Raw genomic sequence first — 23,437 nt, forward strand, 5'->3', positions numbered from 1 at the left:
CCGGGTCACCAGCGGTGGTGGACCTCCGCGCGGATCGACCGGTCGTACAGCTCGCGCACCGCGTCCAGCGTGCTCTGCGGCAGCGGCGGCAGCGAGGCCGCGGCGGCGTTGGCACGGGCCTGCTCCACCGACCGGGCGCCGGGGATGACGCTGGTCACGCCGGGCTGCTGGATGATCCAGCGCAGCGCGGTCTGCGCGGGGGTGGCGCCCTCGGGGGCCAGCTCGGCGAACTCGGCGGCGGCGGCGACCCCGGTCGCGTAGTCGATGCCGGAGAACGTCTCGCCCTGGTCGAACGCCTCGCCGTGGCGGTTGTAGGAGCGGTGGTCCTCGGGGCCGAAGACGGTGTCCTTGGTGTACTTGCCGGAGAGCAGTCCGGAGGCCAGCGGGACGCGGGCGATGATCCCGACGCCCGCCGCGACCGCCGCCGTAAGGACCTCGTCCAGCGGCTTGAGGCGGAAGGGGTTGAGGATGATCTGCACGCTCGCCACTCCGGGGCGGGCGATCGCGGCCAGGGCCTCCGCGCAGGTCTCGACGCTCACCGCGTAGGCGGCGATGCGCTGTTCGGCGACCAGGGTGTCCAGGGCGTCGTAGACGGCGTCGGAGGAGTAGACGCTGGTGGGCGGGCAGTGCAGTTGGACGAGGTCGAGCGTGTCGGTGCCGAGGTTGGCCCGCGAACGGTCGTTCCAGGTCCGGAAGTTGTCCAGGACGTAGTTCTCCGGCACCTGGTCGGCGCGGCGGCCCATCTTGGTGGCGACGAAGACGTTCGCGTCGGGGCGGTTCTTGAGGTAGCGGCCGATGAGCTGTTCGCTGCGGCCGTCGCCGTAGACGTCGGCGGTGTCGAAGAAGGTGACGCCGGAGTCGACGGCCGCGTCGAGGACGCCGAAGGCGTCCGCCTCCGCGACCTCTCCCCAGTCGCCGCCGATCTGCCAGGTGCCCTGTCCGACGACCGAGACGTCACGGCCGGTCCTGCCGAGTGTGCGCTGTTCCATGAGGATCATATTATTCCGCTTTCCCTTCTTGATCTCAGGCAGCGCCGCACGTGCGTCACCGGCCTGTTCCGACCGGAGCGGGGAACGGACCGCGCCCCGGGCGTATGCGCCCGAACGCGACCGGGCCCGCCGTGCGGTCCGCTCCGGGCGGCGGCAGAGTGGAGAGAAGGACCGCGACACGGCTGTGCTGCGACGTTGGCGGCGCCGCCCGTGCGTGGACGGCGCGGGCGGAGGGAGTACGGCGTGAGGATCCACCGAGTGGCGCGACCCGGGGCCGACGGCCCTGCCCGACCTGCCGCCGACGGGGCCCCGCGGCCCCGTTTCGTCGTGCAGATCCACGACGCGCGACGCATGCACTTCGACTTCCGCCTGGAGGTCGACGGCGTGCTCAAGTCCTGGGCGGTGCCCCGGGGGCCGTCGGAGAACCCGAGCGACCGGCGGCTGGCCGTCGAGACGGAGGACCATCCGCTGGCGTACCGCGAGTTCGAGGGTGTCATCCCGCAGGGCGAGTCGGGCAGCGGCACGGTCATCGTCTGGGATCAGGGGACCTACCGCCCGCTCGGCCACGACCGGCAGGGCGACCGCGTCTCCTTCGCCGACTCGCTGGCGCTCGGACACGCCACGTTCTGGCTGTACGGGACGAAGCTGCACGGCGAGTACGCCCTCATCCGCTTCCGGGTGGGCGACGAGCCGGACAGCGGCGGCCGGGAGGCGTGGCTGCTGATCAAGGCCAACGACCGCCTCGCCGTACGCGACCGGCCCGGCTCCCCCGACCCCTACCACGCGCGGTCCGCGCGCACCGGGCGGACGCTGCACCAGGTCGCCTCGGCGGCCCGGGGGCGCAGGGGGTGATCCACGCGGGCCCGGGGGCTCACGCGGGCGCGGGGCTCACGCGGGCGCGGGCGAAGGTCCGCACGCCGCCCGCGGCGCTACCCGAACGACCCCGCGCTCCGGCGAGGACGCCCAGGCGATCGTGGTGGGAGCGGGGCCGGCGGGCTCGTCCGCCGCCTACCACCTGGCCCGGGCCGGAGTGGACGTACTGCTGCTGGAGAAGTCGCGCTTCCCCCGCGAGAAGGTGTGCGGCGACGGCCTCACGCCGCGCGCGGTCCACCAGCTCATCCGGATGGGCGTCGACATCCGCGCGCCGGGCTGGACCCGCTCGCGCGGGATGCGCTGGGTGGCCGGCGAGCACCGGGTGCACATCGACTGGCCCGCGCTGGGCCGTTTTCCGGACTTCGGCCTCACCCGCACCCGGCACGACTTCGACGACATCCTGGCCCGGCACGCCGAGGCCGCCGGGGCGCGGCTGCACACCGGGTGGAAGGCCGAGGGGCCGCTGACGGACCGGTCGGGCCGGACCGTGGACGTCACCGCGTCCGCCGGTTCCGCCGAACCGGTCGCCTTCCGCGCGCCGGTCGTCATCGCCGCCGACGGGGCCTCGGCACGGCTCGCCCTCCCCATGGGCCTGGAGCGTGACCCGAAGCGGCAGATCGCCACCGCCGCCCGCCGCTACTACCTGCCGGGGTGAGGGCCGGCGACCAGCCCCGGTCCGGCGGAACCGGGCCCAGCGGGGCGGCCACCCCGCTGGGTACGGGACCGGCGACGGCCGTCAGCAGGTGTGCGGCTCTGCGCGGGTGGAGGCGCTGTTCCGCCGGGCGCGCGATCGGCAGTGCGGTCAGGGGCAGGACGAGAGGCAGATAGACGAAGACGCCCGTCGTCAGCCCTTCGGCCGGTCCGCGGGCGGACCGGCGGCGTCGGGACCGCTCTCGGCGAGCAGGGACCGCAGCAGGTCCTCGTCGTCCGGCGACAGGACGGAGACGAAGCTGGAGAGCACCGCGTCCCGGTCGCTCTGCTTGTCCAGCAGCCGGCGCATGCGCAGAGCTGCGAGGCCGGCCTCGTCGGCGACGGGCTGCCACAGGACGGGGCGCCGGGGGCCGGTGCGCGCGACGGCCTGCTTGGCGTGCAGCCGCGTCAGGATCGTGATCACGGTGCTGTACGAGAGGCCGCCGCCGAGCCGTCGCAGCACCCAGGCCGCGGTGACCGGCTCGCTCGCCTCGCCGAGCACGGAGAGCACCGCGGCCTCCAGCTCGCCCTGGCCCCGCCTGCGGGGCGTCTCCCGTCCGCTCCCGGCTGCTTCGGCGTCCACGGCCCGACCCCCTCTTCGTTCGTCCGCCCGGTCGCGGCCGTTCACCCGCCGGGCACCGGGAAAACGTATCCAGCCGCCGCGCGGGGGAGCCGTCCGGCGCTTCTCCGGCCGCTTTCCGCCCATCGCCCGGCCTTCTACCTCTACAGTACTGTAGAGGTGGAGCGTCGCACCGCGACGGCCGCGACGGTCTTCGGCGTGCCGTCCCGGCACGGCACGGCGGGTGAGTTCCTCGCCGTCGGGCAGGGTTGCGCCTCGGGGCCGAGCGGCGTCGTCGTTGCCGGCGTCAGGCTCCGAACCGTCCGTGCCGGTCCCGGCGCGCACTCCCTACGGAAGGCGGCATCATGACGATCAATCTCTCCAAGGGCCAGCAGGTCAGCCTCACCAAGTCCGACGGCGGTGAACTCGGCGTCGTCCGGATGGGCCTGGGCTGGAAGTCCGCGCCGCGCAAGGGCTTCCTGGCCCGGCTGACCGCCCGCGAGATCGACCTGGACGCCTCGGCCGTGCTGTTCGCCGGGGCCGAGCCGCAGGACGTGGTCTTCTTCCAGCATCTGACCAGCGACGACGGCTCGGTCCGGCACACCGGCGACAACCGGGTGGGCGGAGCCGGCGCGGGCGGCGACGACGAGTCCATCGTGGTGGACCTGCGCCGCGTGCCCGCCCAGGTGGACCAGATCGTCTTCACGGTGAACTCCTTCACCGGGCAGACCTTCGAGGAGGTCGACAACGCCTTCTGCCGCCTGGTCGACGAGAGCACCGGCCAGGAGCTGGCCCGCTACACGCTGACCGGCGGCGGACGGCACACCGCGCAGATCATGGCCAAGGTGCGGCGCGGCGGCACGGGCTGGCAGATGACGGCCATCGGGGCGGCGGCCGACGGGCGGACCTTCCAGGACCTGCTGCCCGAGGTCGCGCGGCACCTGTAGGACGCCCGCCGCGCGCCGCCCGGCGCGCCCGCGTCCGCGTGCCGCCGCTCAGGCGGGCAGGCGTACGGCCCGGCCGGAGCCGGGGCCGCCGCCCGGCAGGGCGCGGCGGGCTCGGGCCGCGTGGACGAGCGCCGTCATCACGCGGACGTCCTCGCCCATCTCCGGGTGCCACTGCACGGCGAGCACGAGGCCCTCGTGGTCGGCCATCTCCAGCGCCTCCACCGTTCCGTCCGGCGCGTGCGCCGAGGCGATCAGCCCGGCGCCCAGCCGGTCGACGGCCTGGTGGTGGTAGGCGGGCACCACGGTCTCCTCCGGAACGACCGCCGCGTACGCCGTGCCGGGCACCGGGAGGACCGGGTGGCCGCCGAAGACGCCGAGGCCGCCGGAGTGGCCGTCCAGGTGCTGGTGGAGCGTGCCGCCGAAGGCGACGTTCAGCAGCTGCATGCCCCGGCAGATGCCGAGGAGCGGGACGTTCTGCTCGACGGCGGCCTCGATCAGGGCCAGTTCCCAGCTGTCGCGTCCGCGGGCCGGCGGCCCGGTCCGGGGGTCGGGAGCGGCCCCGTAGCGGACGGGTTCCACATCCGCTCCCCCGGCGATCACCACGCCGTCGAGCGCGGCGACGGTCTCCCTCGCCGCGTCGGCGGTGTCGTCGGGCGGCAGCATCACGGCGAGACCGCCCGCCGCGCGGACCAGGCGCGGATACGCCTCGGGCAGGAGGACCGAGGGCATCTCCCACACGCCCCAGCGGGCGGGTTCCTGGTAGGTGCTGACGCCGATGACGGGCCGGGGCATGGAACGTCTCCTTCGGATGACGTGTGCGGTCGTGGTGCGCGCCGCCGCGCACGGAGCGGCGGCGGCGCGGGGCGGGTCGCCCGTTCGCGGGGCCGGTCAGTCCCGCGAGAGTTCGGCCTCGGCCGCCGCGAGGGCGGCGAACTCCTCCTCGGGAGCGCCGGCCACGAGGCGGTGGCGGCTGTAGAAGGCGAAGTAGGCGAGCGCCACCGCGTACACACCGAGCGCGATGAACGCGGCGTCCCGGTCCACCAGGAACGTCGCCACCAGTGCCGAGCATGCCAGAACGAGCGCCACCGACGAGGTGAGCGCGCCGCCGGGCGTGCGGTAGGGGCGGGGCAGGCCGGGTTCGCGGCGGCGCAGGACGATGTGGGAGAGGGCCATGAGGGCGTAGCTGATCGTGGCTCCGAAGACGGCGACGTTGAGCATCCGGCCGCCGTCGCCGCTCCACGCGGCGAGCGTGAATCCGATGGCGCCGGGGATGACCAGACCGAGGTAGGGCGACTTGCGGCGGTTGGTCAGCGAGAGGAAGCGCGGCAGGTAGCCGGCCCGCGAGAGGGCGAAGAGCTGGCGCGATCCGGCGAAGATGAGCGAGAAGAAGGAGGCCACCAGCCCGGCCAGGCCCGCGTAGTTGACGAAGCGGCTCAGGGCGGTGGGCCCGTCGTCGCCCTCCAGGGCCACGACGAGCGGGTTGCCGGCCTCCTTGATGGCGTTCGCGCCCTGCGCGCCGGTGGCGGCGAGGAAGGTGACGACCGCGAGGCCGACCAGGACGGCCAGCGAGATGGCCAGCGCCTTCGGCATCGAGCGGACCGGGTCCTTGGCCTCCTCGGCGGCGAGCGGTACGCCCTCGACGCCGAGGAAGAACCACATGCCGAAGGGGAAGGCCGCCCAGATGCCGAGGAGGCCGAAGGGCAGCCAGGAGGAGGAGCCGAAGGCGGTGGTGTCGACCGGGATGTCGTCGAGGCGGGCCGCGTCGAACTCGGTGAACGCGCCGACGGCGAAGATGAGCAGCGCGGCCACCGCGATGGCGGTCACGACCAGGCTGAACCGCAGCGCCTCGCCGACGCCCCAGAGGTGGATGCCGATGAAGATCACGAAGCAGGCGAGGTAGACCGGCCAGCCGGAGGTGAGCCCGAACAGTCCGAGCGATTCGACGTAGTCGCCGATGAAGAGCGCGATGGCGGCGGGCGCGAGGATGTACTCGATGAGGATGGCCGTGCCGGTGAGAAAGCCGCCCCAGGTGCCCAGCGCGCGCCGGGCGAAGCCGTAACCGCCGCCCGCCGTCGGCAGGATGGCGGAGAGTTCGGCCAGGGCGAAGACCAGGCAGGCGTACATCAGGCCCATCAGGACCATGGCCGCCGCGAGTCCGCCGAACCCTCCTTTGGACAGGCCGATGTTCCAGCCGGAGAAGTCGCCGGAGACGACGTAGGCGACCCCGAGTCCGGTGAGCAGCAGCCAGCCGGCGCTGCCGCGGCGCAGGGTCCGGCGGTGCAGGTACGCGTCCGTCGGGGACGTCCCCGCCCTCGCGGTGCCGGGCGGACCTGCGGGTGATTCGGTTCCCTGGGCCATGTGGCGCTCCAGTTCGTGTGTCGACGGCTCGATACCGAGGAAGGAGAGAGGCGAAGCGGGCCTGCGTCAAAGATTCGTCGATCAAAGGTTCACCGCCACACCTTTGTGGAACGCTCAGGGAAAGCACAAGGGGCGTGCGTTAAAGAGCGGTTACGGATGCGCTCACGCGGACCACCGGAGTGCGCCGAGCGCGAGCCGGGGGCGCTCAGGCGAGGAAGCCGCGCAGGAGCGCGGCCGTGCCGCAGCAGTGCTCGCGCATCGTCTCGCGCGCCGCGTCCGCGTCCCGGTCCAGGACCGCCTCCACGACGGCCGCGTGCTGCCGCTGGGAGTGCTCCAGGTTGCGCACCAGCAGCGGGATGCAGTCCAGCAGTTCGTTCAGCGTGGCGCGGACGGCGGCGTACCGGGCGGCGAGGGAGGCGGAGCCGGAGAGTTCGGCGAGCGTGAGGTGGAGCAGGGTGTCCTGGCGGCGGTAGTCCTCCAGCCGCGCGCCCCGGGTGGCGTGGAGCGCTTCGCGCAGCCGGGCGGCGCCCTCCGGTTCCAGCCCGGCCGCGCACAGTCCGGCCGCCCCGGTCTCCAGCACCTCGCGGAAGCGCAGGGTGTCCTCCACGTCCACGGCGGCCACTCTGCGGCGCAGTTCGTCGCTGCCGTCGAGGACGCCGGAGCGCGGCAGGACGAACGTGCCGCCGTAGCGTCCGCGCCGGCTCTCCACCATGCCCTGCTCCTGGAGCACCTTGAGCACGTCGCGCAGGGTCACCCTGCTGATGCGCAGGTGCTGGGCCAGCTCGCGTTCGGAGGGGAGCCGGCCGCCGGGCGGGACCAGGCCGAGGCGGAGCAGTTGCAGGACCTGTTCCAGCGTCTCCTCGAACCCGTTGCCCGCCCGCACGGGCCGCAGCACCGAGGCGAGCCGGCCGGCCCCGGTCCCGGCCCCGCTCGCGTCGGGCTCCGCTGCCGCCGGACGAGTGCCGTCGGCTCTTCTTCTGGCCACCATGGGCGGATCCCCTTCCCAAGCAATGGTTCTCCGTCATACCTTAAGGCTCCCGGTTCACCCAAGGAGGAATCCCGTGGCAGACCGCACACCCCCGCTCTCCGTCGACGATCTCCGCTCCCGCGTCGTGGACGGCTCGATCGACACCGTGGTGCTGGCGTTCCCCGACATGCAGGGCCGGCTCCAGGGGAAGCGGTTCGCCGCCGGGTTCTTCCTCGACGAGGTGCTGGAGCACGGTACCGAGGGCTGCAACTACCTGCTGGCCGTGGACACCGAGATGAGCACCGTCGAGGGCTACGCGATGTCCTCGTGGGAGAACGGCTACGGCGACTTCGGCATGGTCCCCGACGCCGCCACGCTGCGCCCGGTGCCGTGGCACGAGGGCACCGCCCTGCTGATCGCCGATCTCGCCTGGCACGACGGCAGCCCGGTCGTGGCGGCCCCGCGCCAGATCCTGCGCCGCCAGCTCGACCGGCTGGCGGCCCTGGGCCACCGCGCCCAGGTCGGCACGGAGTTGGAGTTCATCGTCTTCCGGGACAGCTACGAGGAGGCGTGGGACCGCGACTACCGGGGGCTGACCCCGGCCAACCAGTACAACATCGACTACTCGATCCTCGGCACCGGACGCATCGAACCGCTGCTGCGCCGCATCCGCAACGAGATGCAGGCCGCCGGACTGACGGTGGAGTCCGCCAAGGGCGAGTGCAATCCGGGCCAGCACGAGATCGTCTTCCGCTACGACGAGGCGCTGACCACCTGCGACCAGCACGCCGTCTACAAGACGGGCGCCAAGGAGATCGCGTCCCAGGAGGGCGTCTCGCTGACCTTCATGGCCAAGTACGACGAGCGCGAGGGCAACTCCTGCCACATCCACCTCTCGCTCACCGACGAGGACGGCGCGAACATGATGGCGGGCGACGGGCCGGACGGGATGTCGGAGCTGATGCGGCACTTCCTGGCCGGCCAGCTCGCCGCGCTGCGGGACTTCTCCCTCCTGTACGCGCCCAACATCAACTCCTACAAGCGCTTCCAGCCCGGCTCGTTCGCGCCGACCGCGGTCGCCTGGGGCGTCGACAACCGCACCTGCGCCCTGCGGGTGGTCGGCCACGGCCCCTCGATGCGCTTCGAGAACCGGCTGCCCGGCGGCGACGTCAACCCGCACCTCGCGGTGGCCGGGCTCGTCGCCGCCGGCCTGTACGGGGTCGAGCACCGGCTGCCGCTGCCGCCCGCCTGCACGGGCAACGCGTACACCGCCGGTTACGAGCAGGTCCCGACGACGCTGCGCGAGGCCGCCGAGCTGTGGGCCGCCAGCCCCATCGCGAAGGAGGCGTTCGGCGAGGAGGTCGTCGCGCACTACCTGAACATGGCACGGGTCGAACTCGCCGCCTACGACTCCGCGGTCACCGACTGGGAGCTGCGCCGCTCCTTCGAACGCCTCTGACCCGCTCCGCCGCTCACCCGACCCGACCCCGACCCGATCGAGGCCCGTACGTGTCCCACCACCCCGCACCGCACACCCTGGACGTCCTCAACCCGGCGACCGGCGAGGTCATCGCCACCGTCCCGGCCGCCTCCGCCGCCGATGTGGACGCCGCCGTCGGGCGCGCGAGCGCCGCCCAGCGGACCTGGGCGGCGGCGGCCCCCGCCGACCGGGCCAGGCTGCTGCGCCGCTTCGCCGCCGTCGTCGACGAACACGTCGAGGAACTGGCCCTGCTGGAGGTCGGCGAGGCCGGCCACACCATCGGCAACGCCCGCTGGGAGGCGGGCAACGTCCGCGATCTGCTCGACTACAGCGCGGGCGGAGCCGAACGGCTCCTGGGCCGGCAGATCCCGGTGGCCGGCGGCATCGACTTCACGATCCTGGAGCCGCTGGGCGTCGTCGGCGTCATCGTCCCGTGGAACTTCCCGATGCCGATCGCCGCGTGGGCGCTCGCTCCGGCGCTCGCCGCGGGCAACGCCGTCCTCCTCAAACCCGCCGAGACGACTCCGCTGACCGCGCTGCGGCTGGCCGAACTCGCCCTGGCCGCAGGTCTTCCCGACGGCCTGTTCCAGGTGCTGCCCGGCGAGGGCCCGGTGGCCGGCAGCGCCCTGGTGGAGCACCCGGGCGTCGCGAAGATCGTCTTCACCGGCTCCACCCGGACCGGGAAGCACATCATGTCGCGCTGCGCGGAACGCGTGAAGCGGCTGACCCTGGAGCTGGGCGGCAAGAGCCCCAACATCGTCTTCGCCGACGCCGACGTGGAGGCCGCGGCGGGCGCCGCCCCGATGTCCTTCCTGGACAACGCGGGCCAGGACTGCTGCGCGCGCACCCGCATCCTGGTCGAGCGGTCGGTCCACGACCGTTTCCTGGACCTGCTCGCCCCGGCCCTCTCCGCCGTCGTGGTGGGCGACCCGGCCGACGAGCGGACGCAGATGGGCCCGCTGATCTCGGCGGTCCAGCGGGAGCGGGTGCGGAGCTTCGTCGCCGGCGACGGGAACGGCCCCGGCGTACGGACCATCCTCGGTTCGGCGCCCGACGGGCCGGGCTTCTGGTACCCGCCGACCGTCCTCGCCGGGGTGGCGCCCGACGCGCCGGTGGCGGTCGAGGAGGTCTTCGGACCGGTCGCCGTGGTCCTGCCGTTCGACGACGAGGAGGACGCCGTACGGCTGGCCAACGCCACCGAGTACGGCCTGGCCGGCTCGGTCTGGACCCGCGACGTCGGCCGGGCGCTGCGGGTCGGCCAGGGACTGCGGGCCGGCAACCTCTCCGTCAACTCGCACTCCAGCGTGCGCTATTCGACCCCCTTCGGCGGCTACAAGCAGTCGGGCCTGGGCCGTGAGCTCGGTCCCGACGCGGCGGTCGCCTTCACCGAGACCAAGAACGTCTTCATCAGCACGGAGGCCTGATCACCATGACCGACACCCCTTCTGTCTGCCGCCGCCTGGTCGGCCGCACCGCCGTCGTCACCGGAGCCGGCAGCGGCATCGGACTGGCCACCGTCCGGCGACTGGCCGCCGAGGGCGCGCACGTCGTCTGCGCCGATGTGGACGAGGAGCGCGGCAAGGCCGCCGCCGAGGAGTCGGCCGGCCTGTTCGTCCGCACCGACGTCACCGACGCCGAACAGGTCGAGGCCCTGTTCAAGACGGCGTTCGACACCTACGGTTCGGTCGACGTCGCGTTCAACAACGCGGGCATCTCGCCGCCCGACGACGACTCGATCCTGGAGACCGGGCTGGAGGCGTGGCGCCGGGTGCAGGAGGTCAACCTCACCTCCGTCTACCTCTGCTGCAAGGCCGCGATCCCCTACATGCGCCGCCAGGGCAAGGGCTCGGTCATCAACACCGCCTCGTTCGTGGCCCGGATGGGCGCGGCGACCTCGCAGATCTCGTACACCGCGTCCAAGGGCGGCGTCCTGGCGATGTCGCGCGAGCTGGGCGTTCAGTTCGCGCGCGACGGCATCCGCGTCAACGCGCTGTGCCCCGGTCCGGTCAACACCCCGCTGCTCCAGGAGCTGTTCGCCAAGGACCCGGAGCGGGCCGCGCGCAGGCTGGTGCACATCCCGGTCGGCCGGTTCGCCGAGCCGACCGAGATCGCCGCCGCCGTGGCCTTCCTGGCCAGCGACGACTCCTCGTTCGTCAACGCCACCGACTTCCTGGTGGACGGCGGGATCTCCGGCGCGTACGTCACCCCGGTCTGATCACCGCTCCGCGGCGGCGGTCGGGCTCCCGGCCGCCGCCGCGGGACGCCGGTCCGCCGGATGGCCGGTCACCCGGCTCGGGCGTGCCGCCGGGTCCGGAAGGGCTCGGCCACGCACAGGATCTGCCAGCCGACCGCGAGGACCAGGAGCCAGATCAGCCACACCGGCCCGAAGCGCCCGGCGAACACCACCGGGGCGACGGCCAGCAGCAGACAGGGCGCCGCCCAGGCGGCGCTGCGCCCGAGCCGGGCGCCGGTGAACCGGGCGGCCAGCACCCCGACCGCGAAGTACACGGCGAGGCTGCCGCAGAGCAGCAGACGCACCGACTGCGGCGTGGAGCCGTGCGGGTGGGCGACGACCAGCCCCAGTCCGGTGGCCAGCGCGGCGATCGAGCAGGACGTCACCCAGTGGAGCGCCACGGCGAGGCGGACCGGCAGGTCGCGCGGGCCGGGGCGGGGCACGCCGCCGGAACCGTAGCGCAGCGACATCGTCCACACGCCGATGAGCAGGACGAAGGCTCCCGCACCGGCCCCGGCCAGGTCCATGTCCCATGGGGTGGAGCCGGCGGCGGAGGTGATCTGGATGACGCCCTCGCCGAGCACGATGATGACGAACAGGCCCAGCCGCTCGACCAGATGAGGCAGGTCGGGGTAGGCCGCCTCGACCGCCGGCACGTGCTCGCGGGCCCCGCGCAGCCTGACGAGGAGGGCGATCTGTTCCTGGGCGCGCCGCAGCAGGCGGCTGCCGGAGGCGGTGAGGATGATCAGCAGGTCGAACGCCAGGCCCGCGGCCCAGAGCCAGTACCGCAGCGGCGGGTCCGTCCACAGCGAGACGATCCAGGGCAGCGTGCCGCCGCCGAGGTGGACCAGGGGCCAGTCCACGACGACCCGGCCGGGCCGCCAGAGCCGGCCCGAGAGCCAGCGCAGGAACACGTACGCGAGCGCGAACGCCACCGCGTGATCGGTACGGATACCGGGAACGGCGCTGACCATGACGCCCAGCCCCGGCATCGCCAGCAGGAACGTGTGCGTCGTCCACGCCTGTTCGCCCTCGACGTTGCCGTAGACCGTGAAGCAGACCCAGGCGATCCAGAAGGCCAGGAACAGCACCGCGTACAGGCCGAGGTCGGCGAAGGTCGTGCCGTCGTGGAGCAGGTGCGAGAGCTGGAGGACGCCCGCGACGACGACCAGGTCGAAGAACAGCTCGATCCAGGAGGCGTGCCGTTCGACGGGCGGCCGGTGAGTGCTCATGAGGAGATCATGGGTCAGCCTCGGCCCCTGGCGGCGCAAGGACGCAGGGGCACTCCGGCGTCCGTTCCGCCGCTCCCGCCGGGCCGCGCCGTGTCCGGGCGGCCCGGGGCCGCTCCGCGTATCCTCGGCGGGGACGTGCCGAGCGGAGGATGGCGTACGTGGCGGGCAGCAGCGCAGGACGTGACGGTACGCGGCCGGACGGCCTCCCGGAAGGCGGTGGGGCCGCCGCCGGGCGCACCTCGCTCAGCACCCGGGCGCGGGACGCGGTGCGGCAGCGGATCGCCGACCGCCGGTATCCGCAGGGCGCCCGCCTGGTGGAGCGCGAGATCGCCGAGGAACTGCGGATGTCCCGGGTGCCGGTGCGCGAGGCGCTGCGCGCGCTCGTCGCGGAGGGGCTGCTCGAACTGCTGCCGCACAGCGGGGTACGGGTGCGCCGGCTGGAGCGGGCGGACGTGGAGCACCTGTACGAGGTGTGGGAGCCGCTCGCGGTGCAGGCGTCGCGGCTCGCGGCGCGACGGGTGGCGTGCGCCGCACCGGAGCAGCCGGCGCACCTCAGGGCGTTGCGGACCTCTCTCGACCGGGCCGAGGAGGCGGCGTCCGACGACGAGGGCGCGCGCGAGGTCGCCGCCCACACCGCGTTCCACGAGGACATCGTGGCACTGAGCGGGAACCCGCTCCTCGCCAGGACGATGGAGCAGTTGGGCGGCCAGCTCCGGCTGCTGTTCGGGATGCGCGAGGAGCCCGCGCACATGCGGGCGCAGCATGCGTTGATGTTCCGGTACATCGCGGCGGGCGACGAGGAGTCGGCGGCGGCGAGCACGCTGCTGCACGTGCGCGACAGCCGGGCCGTGGCTCTGAGGTCCCTGTTCGACGACGTCTAGTCCAACGGCACCCGACCCTGCGCTCCATCTTTGTATACCAAAGATCCTGGACAGCTGAGATCCGCGCGCTCACCTTGCCTTACATCAGGATCATTCGCCGCATGACGCGCAGATGCGGGCGAGCGGAATCCCTTCTTCCCAGACACCCGAAGATCCTGGTATACAAAAGGCCCCCGTTCGCCTTCCGCGATCCAAGGAGCCCTCCATGTGCGTCGAGTCCACTCCGCCCCCGCCGAGCCGGCTGACCCGGCGCGGCGTGCTCGCCGGGGCGGCGGCCCTGGCCGGCACCTCCGCGGTCCTGGCCGCGGCCTCTCCCCCGGCCTCCGCGGCGACCGGGGCCGCCGGCCACTCCCCCGCCCGCGGCGGCGACCTGGTGGTCGAGGGCGGCACACTGCTGGACCCGGCGACGGGCGAGGTCACCGAGGACGCGGTCGTCGTCATCGTCGGGGGCGTCGTACGGTCGGCCGGCCGGCGGGGTCGCACCGGGCCGGGAGCGCCCGCCGGGACTCCGGTGCTGCGAGCCCACGGCCGATGGATCCTGCCCGGTCTCATCGACGCGCACATCCACCTCAACACGGCGGCGGAGGCGCGCGACGCGGTCCGCAAGGGCGCGACCAGCGCACGCAGCGGATCGACCGGCTTCTACCAGGACATCGCGGTGCGGGAGCTGGCCCGCCAGGCCCCCGAGCGGGCGCCCCGTCTGCGTGCCGCGGGCGTCTTCGTCACTCCGGACCTCGGCGACACGATCCTGGCCGACCCGGACCTGGCGCCCCTGGCACGCCTGCGCGAGGGCGTGCGCTCGCCCGAGGCGCTGCGGCGCGTGGTGGAGGTGAACCTGGCGCGCGGCGTCGACACCGTCAAGACCCGGGTGAACGAGCGCGCCGGACTGCCGGAACAGGATCCGCTCGCCCAGGTCTACGACGTCGACCAGCTGTCGGAGATCGTGGCCGCCGCCCGCCGCGGCGGCAAGGGCGTGCTGTGCCACAGCTACAGCGAGCAGGGCTGCCACGACGCGGTCACGGCCGGGATCCGCTCGCTGGAGCACGGCGCGTTCGTCGGTGAGCGCACCCTGCACGCCATGCGCCGCAAGGGCACGTATTTCACCCCGACGCTCACCGCGATCGCCGGGCTCGCCGAGTCCTCGGACCCGATACTGGCGGAGCGCGGGCGTACCTACCTGCCGGTCCTCAAGCGGGCGGTGCTGGCCGCGCACGAGCTGGGCGTTCCGCTGGCGGCGGGCACGGACTCCTCCGGCGGCACGGTCGACCCGATCGGACGCGAGGTCGAACTCATGCGCTCGGCGGGGCTGTCCGCGCTCGACGCGATCCGCACGGCCACCACCGGCGCGGCGCGGCTTCTCGGCCTGGACGGCTCGGTCGGCCGGCTCGCGCGCGGCTTCGCGGGCGACGTGCTCGTGGTGGACGGCGACCCGCTCGCCGACGTCACCGTGCTGGCGCGGCCGGTGCGCGTGGTGCGGGCCGGTCTCGCGGTCTGAGCCGTCCGTCCGCACGGACCGCGCTCCTCCCCCTCTCCGCCTTCCCCCGGTCAAGGAGCCTTCGATGCACGAACCGTCCTCCGCCGCACAGTCCGTCTCCTCCGCTGCCGGCGCGGTCCCGTCCCCGGCGTCCGCCGCGTCCGCCGCCGACCGGGTCGCGGAGCAGCGGGACCGGGCGGGCGGGCAACCGCGTGCCACCGTCTTCCGCGACGTGCGGCCCTTCGGCGCGGAGCGGCCCGTCGACCTCACGGTCGTGGACGGCGTGGTCAGCGGCTCCCCCGCGCCGCGCGGAGCCGCGATCGTCGACTGCGCGGGCGGGATCGCGCTGCCCACGCTGGTCGACGCCCATATCCACCCGGACAAGACGGCGTGGGGCGAGCCGTGGGTGGTCCGCGACCCGGCGGGCTCCCTCGCCGAGTACACCGCCGAGGACGTGAAGCTCCACCACGCGCTCCGCACGCCTCTTCACGAGCGCGCCCGGCGTCTGATGGGCCACGCCGTGGCACAGGGCACCCGGGCCATGCGCGCCCATGTCGACGTCGCGCCCGCCTTCGACCTGGTCGGCGTCGAAGGGGTCGGGGCCGCCCGCGGAGCGCTGCGGCATGCGCTGGACGTCGAGATCGTGGCGTTCCCGCAGCACGGGGTGGTCCGGACGCCGGGGACGCGGGAGCTGTTGGAGGAGGCCGCGCGCAGCGGCGCGGTCGACCGGGTCGGCGGCATCGACCCGATCGGCTTCGACGAGGCGCTGGACGAACAGCTCGACATCGTCTTCGGCATCGCCGACCGGCACGGCGTGGGCGTCGACATCCACCTGCACGAGCGGGCCGCGACCGGTCTTCGGTCCCTGCGCGCGATCATCGCCCGCACGAAGGCGCTGTCCCTCCAGGGCAAGGTCACCGTGAGCCATGTCTTCTGCGTGCCGGGCCTTCCCGAGCGTGAACTCGACTCCCTGGCATCTGAGTTGGCGGAGGCCGGGATCTCGCTGACGACGGTGGCGCCTTCCTCGGACCTGGTACTGCCGATCGACCGGCTGCGTGAGCACGGGGTCGAGGTGGGTCTCGGCTCCGACGGCGTACGGGACTCCTGGAGTCCGTTCGGCAACGCCGACATGCTGCACCGCTCGCATCTGCTGGCGTGGGTGCGCGCCGCCCGCCTCGACGAAGAGCTGGAGGCGGCCTTCCGGGCCGGCGCCGACGGCGGAGCGCGGCTCCTCGGCCTTCCGGTGGTCGACCTGAAGCCCGGTTCGCCGGCCGATTTCCTGCTGGTGCGCGGCGAGTGCCTGCCGCAGGTGGTGGTCGACCTGCCCCGGCGCGAGCTGGTCGTGCGCGCCGGACGGATCGTCGCCCGGGACGGGGAGCCGGCCGGCCACTGACCCCGGCGGCCGGGTTCTGTGGGGGACCCGGCCGCCGGTCCCCGCCCCGGGCGGCAGGCGGCCCGGGGCGGCGGGCAAACGGCGAGGGGAGCCGCGCCGGGTGCGCGACGGTTACGGCGTCATCTCGTACGCTCCCGACAGTGCCTCGACCCGCTCCCAGACACGGGCCGACCGCGCCGCGTCGACGACCGGGCGCCGCACCGCGTCGAGCGCCCAGCGCTGCTGCTCGGCGGTGGCGGAGTCCTTGCCGTGCAGGTCGACAGCGTGTGCGGAGAAGTCCCGTACGAGCACGGCGAACAGCTCGTCCAGCAGCTCCTCGTCCAGGTCGGTCAGCCGGGCCTGTTCCAGGATCAGCTGGCCGTGGACGACGAGCGCGAAGAGCTGGCCCACGGCGAGGAGCAGGTCGAGGTCGCGGCTCTGCTCCTCGTCGGGCGCCGCGGTCCGGACGAACTCGCAGAGCGCGTCCGCCTGTTCGCGGAAGCGGGCCACGTTCGGCACCTCGGCGTACGCGTCGTAGGCGGCGCGCCAGTCGTGGAACCGTACGGAGCCGAGGCCGCGGGCCGGTCCCTGCCGGAACAGGAAGGCGTCGTCGGCGGGGTCGAGGCGGGTCGGGACGGCCGGGTGGTCGACCGGGTCCAGCAGGTGGCTGCGCAGGAACTTGAGGATGAGGGCGAGGTTGACGTGGACCGTGCCCTCCAGCTTGGGCAGGCCCCGGATCTCGACGGCCGCCTGGGCGAAGTAGGTGTCCTTCTCGAAGCCCTTGGCGGCGATCACGTCCCACATCAGGTCGATGACCTTCTCGCCCTCCGTGGTGACCTTCATCTTCGTCATCGGGTTGAACAGCAGATAACGGCGGTCGTCGGGGCCGGCCGACCGGAAGTAGTCGACGGCGCGGTCACTGAACAGCTTCATCCCGACCAACCGCACGTAGGCGTCGGTCAGTTCGCGGCGCACATGCGGGAAGGCGGTGACGGGCCGGCCGTAGAGGACGCGTCGGGAGGCGTGGGTGACGGCCTCGTACATCGCGTGCTCGCAGATGCCGATCGAGGCGGTGCAGAGGTTGAACTTGCCGACGTTGACGGTGTTGAGCGCGGCGTCGAAGGCGGCGCGGCCGGTGTGGAGGACGTCGGCGGGGGACACCGGGTAGTCGGCCAGCCGGAACTCGCTGACGTACTTGGAGGAGTCGACGACGTTCCGCACGAGGTGGTACGCCGGGTGGCGGCTGTCCGCGGCGAAGAAGACGTAGCCGTCGGGGCCCTCGACGTCGGTGCGCCGGCCGAAGACGGAGACGAGTCCGGCCGCGTTGCCGTTGCCGATGTAGTACTTGGAACCGGTGGCCCGGAAGCCGCCGTCGCCGTCCGGCTCCAGCAGCATGTCGGTGGAGTAGATGTCGGCCCCGTGGGCCCTCTCCGACAGTCCGAAGGCGAACACCTCTCCCAGGGAGAGGAGTTGCGCGGCACGGGCGCGGGCGTCGGCGTTGTCGCTCTGCCAGACGGGCCCGAGGCCGAGGATGGTCACCTGCCAGGCGTACCAGTAGTCGAGGCCGTAGAACCCGAAGATCTCATTGAGGGCGGCGATCCGCGCGGTGTCCCAGCGCTGGTCGTCCCGCTCCCCGGCGGCGGCCGGGGTGAGGAAGGTGGCGAACAGGCCCTCCTTCGCGGAGAACTCCAGGAAGTCGCCCAGCCAGGCGCGGGAGCGGTAGTCCTCGATGATCCGCCGCTTGCCCCGCTCCTCGAACCAGTCGACGGTGGCGCGCAGCAGCCTGCGGGTCTCCGGGTCGAAGTGCCGCGGGTCGTAGGTGCGCGGGTTGAAGAGCAGGGAGTCGGCCATGAGGGGTGGAGGTGCCTTCCGTGAGTGAGGGTGTGGTGGCGCGGGGCTCGTCGCGGCGCCGGGACGGGGACCGGCGCGGGCGTTCCGACGACGCGTCGAGGGGCCGCGGCCGTCGTCGCGCGCGCCAGGGTTACGGGACGGGCCCGGCCCGGAGCCGGTGGAGGGTGGCGAGGACGTCGTCGAGCCAGGCGATCGTCATGCGCTCGAAGGCGATACCGCCCCGCAGCACGACGTGCTGCAACTCCCTCCCGGCGTCCGGCGTTTCGGACGGGGCGGCCGGGTCCGACCCCGGGAAGTCGCGCCGCTCCCCGGCGAGGTAGCGGGCGAGCCGGTCCCGGTGTTCCTGGTGGTGGCGTTCGACCTCGCGGATCAGCGCCGCCGGGTCGTCGAAGGCCGCTCCGCGGATCTTCACGGCCAGGTCGTGCCGCAGGCTCTCCGGTTCGATGGGCTTGTGCAGCCATGCCGACAGGGCGGTGCGGCCCGGGGCCGCGACGGAGTACTCCTTCTTGTCCGGCCGGCCCTGCTGCCGCACCTCGCGGACGATGAGCCTGCCATCGGCCTCCATCCGGCCCAGAACGCGGTAGATCTGCTGGTGGGTCGCGGTCCAGAAGTACCCGATGGACCGCTCGAACCGCCGGGCCAGCTCGTAGCCGGATCCCGGCTTCTCCAGCAGCGACACGAGGATCGCGTGTTCGAGCGCCATGCCGCGATCCTGCTATGCAACTCGTTGCATGGACAAGCCGGGGCGGCCGGGTGAGACGCGGCTCACCCGGCCGCCCCTGGTGGGCGTCATCGGGCGTGCCGGCCTCAGGGCCAGAGAAGGCGTCGCTCCCAGCCCGTCGGCGTCCGGGCGAAGGACAGGCGGGTGTGGTTGCGTCCCGGGTCCGCCTGCCAGAACTCGACCTCGACCGGGGCCAGGGTGTACAGGGTCCACTCCTCCGCCACCAGGCCGGGCTCCCGCTCGACGCGCCCGAGTGACCGGGCCATGGCCGCGTCGCGCTCCGCCAGGTCGCCCACCGGCCCGCTCTGCCGCCCGAGCAGGGCCTCGGCCCGCGCCCCCGGCGAACGCGCCAGGAAGTCCTCGGCGCTCCGCTCGGCCGGTTCGGCGGTCACCGGACCGCGCACCCGGACCTGGCGGCCCTGCCGGGGCCAGTGGAAGGTCAGCGCCGCCTGCGGCCGGTCCGCGAGCTGCCGTCCCTTCGGGCTCAGGCCGTGGACGGCGAACTGCCATCCCGCCGCGTCCAGGTTCTTCAGGATCAGCACCCGCGCCCAGGGCCGGCCCTCGGCGTCGACCGTCGAGAGCGTCATCGCGTGCGGTTCCGGGACCCCGTCCTGGACCGCCCGCTGCAGCCAGGTGACGAACAGCTCCACCGGATCGTCCGGCGACTCCTCCGGGTCGAACGACGGCAGCGGCCCGGCGAAGACATCCAGTCCCCGCAGCCACGCGCGTACGTCGCCCGCCTTCCGTGCTCGTTCCTCTGCTCCGGCCATCTCCGCCTCCGGTCGTCCGTCAGGGGTTCCCGTCCGGCTCCTCCTGGTGGGAGTAGCGCTGCTCCCGCCAGACGTCGCCGATCCGGTGGTATCCGCGCTCCTCCCAGAAGCCTCGCCGGTCCTCGGTCAGGTACTCCAGTGAGCGCAGCCACTTGGGACCCTTGTAGCCGTAGAGGTGGGGGACGACGAGGCGGAGGGGGGCGCCGTGCTCGGCCGTGAGCGGATCCCCCTGGTGGTGCGTGGCCAGCAGCGACCGGCGCGAGGTGAGGTCGCACAGGCGGAGGTTGGCGCCGTAGCCGTACTCCGCCCAGGCCATCACCTGCGTCACCCGGGGCGCGGGCGGCACCAGTTCGAGCATCAGCCGCGCGGGAACGCCGAACCACTCGTGCCCGGTGGAGGTCGGCCCGGTCGCGCAGTGCAGGTCGGCGACGACCGTGGTGTGCGGGAGCAGACTCAACTCCTCCAGGTTCCAGCGGTGTTCGTCGCCGTCGGCGGTGGCTCCGGTGATCCGCAGATCCCACCGTTCGGGGCGGAAGCGGGGCACCGGACCGTAGTGCGAGACCGGCCATCCCCGGACCAGGTGCTGCCCCGGCGGGAGCAGCGCTCCCTCCTCGGTCCGGGTCCCTCGGTCACCGCCCGCCACGCCCCGCCTCCCGCTCTCCACCGCGCTCCCGCCCTCCACGCCCGGCGTCCTGGCAGGCGCATCTGCCGGGCGGTCCACCTCATCGCCTGACACAGAGCGTCGCGAACGATCGTACAACTCGCATCTGCGGGATCAGGCGGCGCGGCAGCGGCCGGCCGGCCGCTCCCGGTCATGCCTCGGGCGGGCCCCGGCCGGGCGGGTGCCGACCGGATCAGCGCTCGCGAGCCGGTCTCGTCAGCCGAGGTCCAGCAGTTCCTCGTGGAAGCCGCCGAAGCCGCGGTCCGGGTCCACCAGGTGGATCTCCAGGATCCAGTGGCAGACGCGTCCGGCGCGGTCGAGGCGGCGCAGCGGGGTCTCGTTTCCGGGGGTGACGTAGGACTCGACGTCCGCACCGTCGATCTTCTCGTGCGGGAACTCGCCCACCGGGTGGCCGGCGTGCCAGCCGCCCAGCCGCCAGCCGCGTTCGACGGCGAGCCGGTCGACTTCCGCGTACAGCGCCGCCCCGGTGATGGCGGGATCGGCCTCGAAGGCGCGGCGGCCGGCCGCGAAGACCTCGGGGAGGTCGTCGCGCAGACGGTGTTTGACCGGGTCGTCACCGAGGACGAAGGTGCGGCCGTAGTCGGCCTCCCACTCCTCGAAGATCGGGCCGAAGTCGGCGAAGGCGATGTCGTCCTCGCCGATGGTCCGGTCCGGGGGGTTCTCCTTGTACGGGTGGAGGGTGTTCGGACCCGAGCGCACGATGCGCTTGTGCCAGTGGCGGGTGGGGCCGAACATCTCGTTCGCCAGATCCCGGACCGCGTCGCTCACGGCCCGCTCCCCCCGGCCCGGCGCGACCAGTCCTCGTGTCTCGACCTCGGCGAAGAGCTCGGCGGCCTTGGCCTGGGCTTCCAGCAGGCTCCGGGTGCGGCCGACTTCGGTGGTCATGCGTCCCCCCATGGGTCGAAGGTCCGGTTCAGGGCGAAAGGCGGGACCGGACCGTGCCGACCGTAGGCGGCCCCTGCGGGCCGGGCAACCACGTCTCGGTCCGTGTCGCCGCACGACCATCTATACACCTTACGTATAGTGCGTGGTCCGCCAGCAGGACGATCCCGGAGGCATCATGACGACCACCAGCACCAGCACCAGCACCAGCACCAGCACCACGATCGATTCCGTGGGGACACCGGGGTGGCAGCCCGCGGCCACCCCGGTCGCGGTGGCGCTGGCGTGCGGCCTGGCGCTCGGCGTCCTCACCAACCTGGGCCAGGGCGTCCTCCCGGGCGCCTGGAACCAGATCGCCAATTCCGCTGCCGCCTGGACCGTTGTCGCGTTCGCCGCCGGGGCGCTGCTGAAACGGTCGGGCTCTCCGCGCCGTGCCGCGATCGCCGGCCTGTGCGCGGAGGCCGGGCTGGTCGTCGGATACTACGGCTACGCCGAATTCGGCCGCTCCGGCGCGGGTTCCCTCTTCTTCCCGCTCGTCTGGCTCGCCATGGCGTTCGTCGCGGGTCCCCTCTTCGGCGTCGCGGGCCTGTGGTGGCGCGGGGAGAGCCCGTGGCGACGCGTAACCGCCCTGGCCGCACTGGCCGGACTCTTCGGCATGGAGGGCATCATGTACGCCTGGACCCTCCACTACGCCCCGCAGGCGTGGGCCTGCCTCGCGGCCTTCCTGCTGGTTCCGCTGCTCATGGCCCGCAGCCATCGGGAGCGCGGCCTGGCCCTGCTGGCCGCCGTGCCCTGCGCCCTGCTCGCCCACGCGCTCGTGACGATACCCCTGAACTCCCTCTCCGTCTGAGCCGGACCACGCCGCCGCCTGGGCCCTGGCCCGCTCACCCGTCAACCATCGCCCCCTCACCCCCCTTTCGGGTGAACGTCGGCGCGGCGAGAGGATCACGCAGCGGGGTGGGCAGTCTCCGGGCGACCCATCGTGGAGGGGGAGGTCGTGGGAGTTTCGCGCGAGTACGGGCGTGCCATCAGCCAAGGTCCGACACCGGCCGACGTGGCGGGGGCGCCCGCCCTGCCGTATCCGAGCGGCTGGTCCGCGCTGGCCTTCTCTCACGAGCTGCGGCCGGGTGCGGTGCTGACCCGGCCGCTGGCGGGACAGGACGTCGTGCTCTACCGGCTCGGTACCGGAGCGCTGCGCGCCGTACGGCCGTACTGCCCGCACCTGGGCGCCCATCTCGGCCTGGCGAAGGTGGAGGGGGAGGATCTCACCTGCCCGTTCCACTTCTTCTCGTTCGGCCCGGACGGCACGTGCGTGCGCACCGGATACGGCACTCCGCCGCCGCGCTCCCCGCTGACGCAGTTGCCCGTACTGGAGGTGAACGGCGCGGTGTTCGTCTGGCGGCACCACGACGGCCGGGAGCCGGACTGGTCGATTCCCGCGTGGCACGAGATCGGCCACCGGCCCGCCCGTACCGCCGCCTGGGAGCTCGCGGGAAACGTCCAGGAGGTCATCGAGAACTCGGTCGACCTCGGGCACTTCGCCACCCTGCACGGTTGGGCCAAGGCCGAGATCGGCGGACCGGTGGCCTATGACGACGCCGCGTTCCACGTGTCCATGCGCGCCCACGAGACGGCCCCGATGGTGGGCGACTTCACCGTCGACGTTCGGGTGGACGGCTACGGGCTCGCCTGCCTGCACGCCGATGTGCACACCCCGCGCTTCGGACTGCGGATGTGCACGATGGTGATGCCGACGGCGATCGCGCCCAACCGTATGCAGTTCCGTCAGTTGAACCGCATCGCCTTCGCCGAACCCGCCCGGCTGCCGCCTCCGCTCGCCCGGGCGGTCAGCAGGAGCGCGGCCCGTCTTCTGGACCGGGCCGTCTTCCGGTCGAGTTGCGAGTTCACCGCCGCCGATTTCCCCATCTGGCACCACAAGCAGTACCAGCAGCCGCCCCGGCTCGCTCCCGGCGACGGCCCGATCGGCCCGTTCCGGCGCTGGGCCCGACGGTTCTATCCCGGGCCGGCCGCCAGGAGCGGCGCTGAGGCCGCCCCGCCGGCGTGACGGCGGCGGCCCTCCGCCGGACCGGTGGCCGAGGGGTCGCACTCCCGAATCCGCCGGGCACGCCGGGCACGCCGGGCACGCCGGGCACGCGACGGTACGTGCACTCACCACGTAGGCGCGGACCGATGCGACCGCGGCGGGCACCCGCTCCCCCGGTTGCGGCCCTCCCGGCGGCGGGTTTGAGTGTGAGTGTCCCTCCCGCACCGGGAGCGCCGTGTCCAGAAGGCTCCCCGGCGACGGGACTAGCCGACACGATCGCGGCCGACGGCCCCCGGAGAGCGGCGGGCACGCCACGCGCACAGGTCCGTCCGTCGGGCAGCGACGGTGTCGACGGCGAGGCGCCGGTGTCGAGCGCACGGCCATCCGCCTTTCCCCTCCGCTCAAGCGGTCGGGTCCAGGACAGCGGTCGGG

The 23,437-nt window shown here is 73.4% G+C and carries 21 protein-coding genes and 2 pseudogenes; 11 read left to right on the forward strand and 12 right to left on the reverse strand.

The window, feature by feature from the left end:
- Positions 1–5: 5 nt before the first annotated feature.
- On the reverse strand, positions 6–998 hold the full coding sequence (locus tag EES43_RS01880) for an aldo/keto reductase (protein ID WP_206429978.1): 993 nt from the start codon (positions 996–998) through the stop codon (positions 6–8).
- A gap of 249 nt (positions 999–1,247) precedes the next feature.
- Here EES43_RS01880 and EES43_RS01885 point away from each other — a divergent pair, with 249 nt between their 5' ends.
- Positions 1,248–1,841: a DNA polymerase ligase N-terminal domain-containing protein gene (locus tag EES43_RS01885; protein WP_124271742.1), complete on the forward strand. Its 594-nt coding sequence runs from the start codon at positions 1,248–1,250 to the stop codon at positions 1,839–1,841.
- 118 nt (positions 1,842–1,959) lie between these two features.
- Positions 1,960–2,505, forward strand: a pseudogene (locus EES43_RS01890) (FAD-dependent oxidoreductase); the annotation flags it as partial.
- A gap of 82 nt (positions 2,506–2,587) precedes the next feature.
- Here EES43_RS01890 and EES43_RS31100 read toward each other — a convergent pair.
- Positions 2,588–2,710, reverse strand: a pseudogene (locus EES43_RS31100) (M56 family peptidase); the annotation flags it as partial.
- Complete coding sequence (locus EES43_RS01900) at positions 2,707–3,135, reverse strand: BlaI/MecI/CopY family transcriptional regulator (protein ID WP_124267028.1); 429 nt, start codon at positions 3,133–3,135, stop codon at positions 2,707–2,709. The pseudogene EES43_RS31100 and the gene EES43_RS01900, both read right to left, overlap by 4 nt.
- A gap of 341 nt (positions 3,136–3,476) precedes the next feature.
- On the opposite strand from EES43_RS01900, the gene EES43_RS01905 reads away from it, so the two are divergent.
- Complete coding sequence (locus EES43_RS01905; protein ID WP_124267029.1) at positions 3,477–4,058, forward strand: TerD family protein; 582 nt, start codon at positions 3,477–3,479, stop codon at positions 4,056–4,058.
- Positions 4,059–4,106: 48 nt separating this feature from the next.
- Here EES43_RS01905 and EES43_RS01910 read toward each other — a convergent pair whose 3' ends face one another.
- The 3 genes from EES43_RS01910 to EES43_RS01920 form a co-directional block, all read right to left on the reverse strand.
- Positions 4,107–4,850: a gamma-glutamyl-gamma-aminobutyrate hydrolase family protein gene (locus EES43_RS01910; RefSeq protein ID WP_124267030.1), complete on the reverse strand. Its 744-nt coding sequence runs from the start codon at positions 4,848–4,850 to the stop codon at positions 4,107–4,109.
- A gap of 96 nt (positions 4,851–4,946) precedes the next feature.
- Positions 4,947–6,416, reverse strand: coding sequence for an ethanolamine permease (gene eat, locus EES43_RS01915; protein ID WP_124267031.1), 1,470 nt, complete (start codon positions 6,414–6,416; stop codon positions 4,947–4,949).
- Between the two features lie 205 nt (positions 6,417–6,621).
- Positions 6,622–7,404, reverse strand: a complete 783-nt coding sequence (locus EES43_RS01920; RefSeq protein WP_124267032.1) for a FadR/GntR family transcriptional regulator — start codon at positions 7,402–7,404, stop codon at positions 6,622–6,624.
- 73 nt (positions 7,405–7,477) lie between these two features.
- On the opposite strand from EES43_RS01920, the gene EES43_RS01925 reads away from it, so the two are divergent.
- Genes EES43_RS01925 through EES43_RS01935 form a run of 3 tightly spaced genes read left to right on the forward strand, consistent with a single transcriptional unit; the run spans position 7,478 to position 11,078 of the window.
- Positions 7,478–8,842, forward strand: a complete 1,365-nt coding sequence (locus tag EES43_RS01925; protein WP_124267033.1) for a glutamine synthetase family protein — start codon at positions 7,478–7,480, stop codon at positions 8,840–8,842.
- A gap of 50 nt (positions 8,843–8,892) precedes the next feature.
- Positions 8,893–10,287, forward strand: a complete 1,395-nt coding sequence (locus EES43_RS01930) for an aldehyde dehydrogenase family protein (RefSeq protein ID WP_124267034.1) — start codon at positions 8,893–8,895, stop codon at positions 10,285–10,287.
- A gap of 5 nt (positions 10,288–10,292) precedes the next feature.
- The gene (locus tag EES43_RS01935) at positions 10,293–11,078 is read left to right on the forward strand and encodes a 3-oxoacyl-ACP reductase (RefSeq protein ID WP_124267035.1); all 786 of its coding nucleotides are present in this window, start codon (positions 10,293–10,295) and stop codon (positions 11,076–11,078) included.
- A 68-nt stretch (positions 11,079–11,146) separates the two neighbouring features.
- Here the strand turns inward: EES43_RS01935 and EES43_RS01940 are convergent, their stop codons facing one another.
- Positions 11,147–12,328: a low temperature requirement protein A gene (locus EES43_RS01940; protein WP_124267036.1), complete on the reverse strand. Its 1,182-nt coding sequence runs from the start codon at positions 12,326–12,328 to the stop codon at positions 11,147–11,149.
- 149 nt (positions 12,329–12,477) lie between these two features.
- On the opposite strand from EES43_RS01940, the gene EES43_RS01945 reads away from it, so the two are divergent.
- The 3 genes from EES43_RS01945 to EES43_RS01955 all read left to right on the forward strand — a co-directional run bounded on the left by EES43_RS01945 (position 12,478) and on the right by EES43_RS01955 (position 16,076).
- Complete coding sequence (locus EES43_RS01945) at positions 12,478–13,209, forward strand: GntR family transcriptional regulator (protein WP_124267037.1); 732 nt, start codon at positions 12,478–12,480, stop codon at positions 13,207–13,209.
- A 205-nt stretch (positions 13,210–13,414) separates the two neighbouring features.
- Complete coding sequence (locus EES43_RS01950; protein ID WP_124267038.1) at positions 13,415–14,704, forward strand: amidohydrolase family protein; 1,290 nt, start codon at positions 13,415–13,417, stop codon at positions 14,702–14,704.
- Between the two features lie 64 nt (positions 14,705–14,768).
- Positions 14,769–16,076, forward strand: a complete 1,308-nt coding sequence (locus tag EES43_RS01955; RefSeq protein WP_124267039.1) for an amidohydrolase family protein — start codon at positions 14,769–14,771, stop codon at positions 16,074–16,076.
- 111 nt (positions 16,077–16,187) lie between these two features.
- On the opposite strand, the gene EES43_RS01960 is transcribed toward EES43_RS01955, so the two are convergent.
- The 5 genes from EES43_RS01960 to EES43_RS01980 all read right to left on the reverse strand — a co-directional run bounded on the left by EES43_RS01960 (position 16,188) and on the right by EES43_RS01980 (position 20,964).
- Positions 16,188–17,906, reverse strand: a complete 1,719-nt coding sequence (locus EES43_RS01960) for an acyl-CoA dehydrogenase family protein (protein WP_124267040.1) — start codon at positions 17,904–17,906, stop codon at positions 16,188–16,190.
- 130 nt (positions 17,907–18,036) lie between these two features.
- Positions 18,037–18,609: a PadR family transcriptional regulator gene (locus tag EES43_RS01965; protein ID WP_124267041.1), complete on the reverse strand. Its 573-nt coding sequence runs from the start codon at positions 18,607–18,609 to the stop codon at positions 18,037–18,039.
- 104 nt (positions 18,610–18,713) lie between these two features.
- Positions 18,714–19,397 carry a pyridoxine/pyridoxamine 5'-phosphate oxidase gene (locus EES43_RS01970; protein WP_124267042.1) on the reverse strand — a complete coding sequence of 228 codons (684 nt, stop codon included), beginning with the start codon at positions 19,395–19,397 and terminating at the stop codon, positions 18,714–18,716.
- A 19-nt stretch (positions 19,398–19,416) separates the two neighbouring features.
- Entirely contained in the window at positions 19,417–20,040 is a 624-nt protein-coding gene (locus EES43_RS01975; RefSeq protein ID WP_124271743.1) for a molybdopterin-dependent oxidoreductase, read from the reverse strand.
- 234 nt (positions 20,041–20,274) lie between these two features.
- Entirely contained in the window at positions 20,275–20,964 is a 690-nt protein-coding gene (locus tag EES43_RS01980; RefSeq protein ID WP_124267043.1) for a M24 family metallopeptidase, read from the reverse strand.
- 175 nt (positions 20,965–21,139) lie between these two features.
- Here EES43_RS01980 and EES43_RS01985 point away from each other — a divergent pair, with 175 nt between their 5' ends.
- Both EES43_RS01985 and EES43_RS01990 read left to right on the forward strand, forming a co-directional pair.
- A complete protein-coding gene (locus tag EES43_RS01985; RefSeq protein WP_241192309.1) occupies positions 21,140–21,811 on the forward strand; it encodes a DUF6518 family protein in 672 nt (223 codons plus the stop codon).
- Between the two features lie 147 nt (positions 21,812–21,958).
- On the forward strand, positions 21,959–23,026 hold the full coding sequence (locus EES43_RS01990) for a Rieske 2Fe-2S domain-containing protein (RefSeq protein ID WP_124267044.1): 1,068 nt from the start codon (positions 21,959–21,961) through the stop codon (positions 23,024–23,026).
- The last annotated feature ends 411 nt before the right edge of the window (positions 23,027–23,437 follow it).

This window comes from Streptomyces sp. ADI96-02 (genome assembly GCF_003846185.1).
In the GTDB taxonomy this organism is placed as follows: domain Bacteria; phylum Actinomycetota; class Actinomycetes; order Streptomycetales; family Streptomycetaceae; genus Streptomyces.

Coding starts and splice junctions, on each gene's coding strand:
- EES43_RS01880 (WP_206429978.1), bottom strand. CDS start 998: ATGATCCTCATGGAACAGCGCACACTCGGCAGGACCGGCCGTGACGTC.
- EES43_RS01905 (WP_124267029.1), top strand. CDS start 3,477: ATGACGATCAATCTCTCCAAGGGCCAGCAGGTCAGCCTCACCAAGTCC.
- EES43_RS01910 (WP_124267030.1), bottom strand. CDS start 4,850: ATGCCCCGGCCCGTCATCGGCGTCAGCACCTACCAGGAACCCGCCCGC.
- eat (WP_124267031.1), bottom strand. CDS start 6,416: ATGGCCCAGGGAACCGAATCACCCGCAGGTCCGCCCGGCACCGCGAGG.
- EES43_RS01920 (WP_124267032.1), bottom strand. CDS start 7,404: ATGGTGGCCAGAAGAAGAGCCGACGGCACTCGTCCGGCGGCAGCGGAG.
- EES43_RS01935 (WP_124267035.1), top strand. CDS start 10,293: ATGACCGACACCCCTTCTGTCTGCCGCCGCCTGGTCGGCCGCACCGCC.
- EES43_RS01940 (WP_124267036.1), bottom strand. CDS start 12,328: ATGAGCACTCACCGGCCGCCCGTCGAACGGCACGCCTCCTGGATCGAG.
- EES43_RS01945 (WP_124267037.1), top strand. CDS start 12,478: ATGGCGTACGTGGCGGGCAGCAGCGCAGGACGTGACGGTACGCGGCCG.
- EES43_RS01950 (WP_124267038.1), top strand. CDS start 13,415: ATGTGCGTCGAGTCCACTCCGCCCCCGCCGAGCCGGCTGACCCGGCGC.
- EES43_RS01955 (WP_124267039.1), top strand. CDS start 14,769: ATGCACGAACCGTCCTCCGCCGCACAGTCCGTCTCCTCCGCTGCCGGC.
- EES43_RS01960 (WP_124267040.1), bottom strand. CDS start 17,906: ATGGCCGACTCCCTGCTCTTCAACCCGCGCACCTACGACCCGCGGCAC.
- EES43_RS01965 (WP_124267041.1), bottom strand. CDS start 18,609: ATGGCGCTCGAACACGCGATCCTCGTGTCGCTGCTGGAGAAGCCGGGA.
- EES43_RS01970 (WP_124267042.1), bottom strand. CDS start 19,397: ATGGCCGGAGCAGAGGAACGAGCACGGAAGGCGGGCGACGTACGCGCG.
- EES43_RS01980 (WP_124267043.1), bottom strand. CDS start 20,964: ATGACCACCGAAGTCGGCCGCACCCGGAGCCTGCTGGAAGCCCAGGCC.
- EES43_RS01985 (WP_241192309.1), top strand. CDS start 21,140: ATGACGACCACCAGCACCAGCACCAGCACCAGCACCAGCACCACGATC.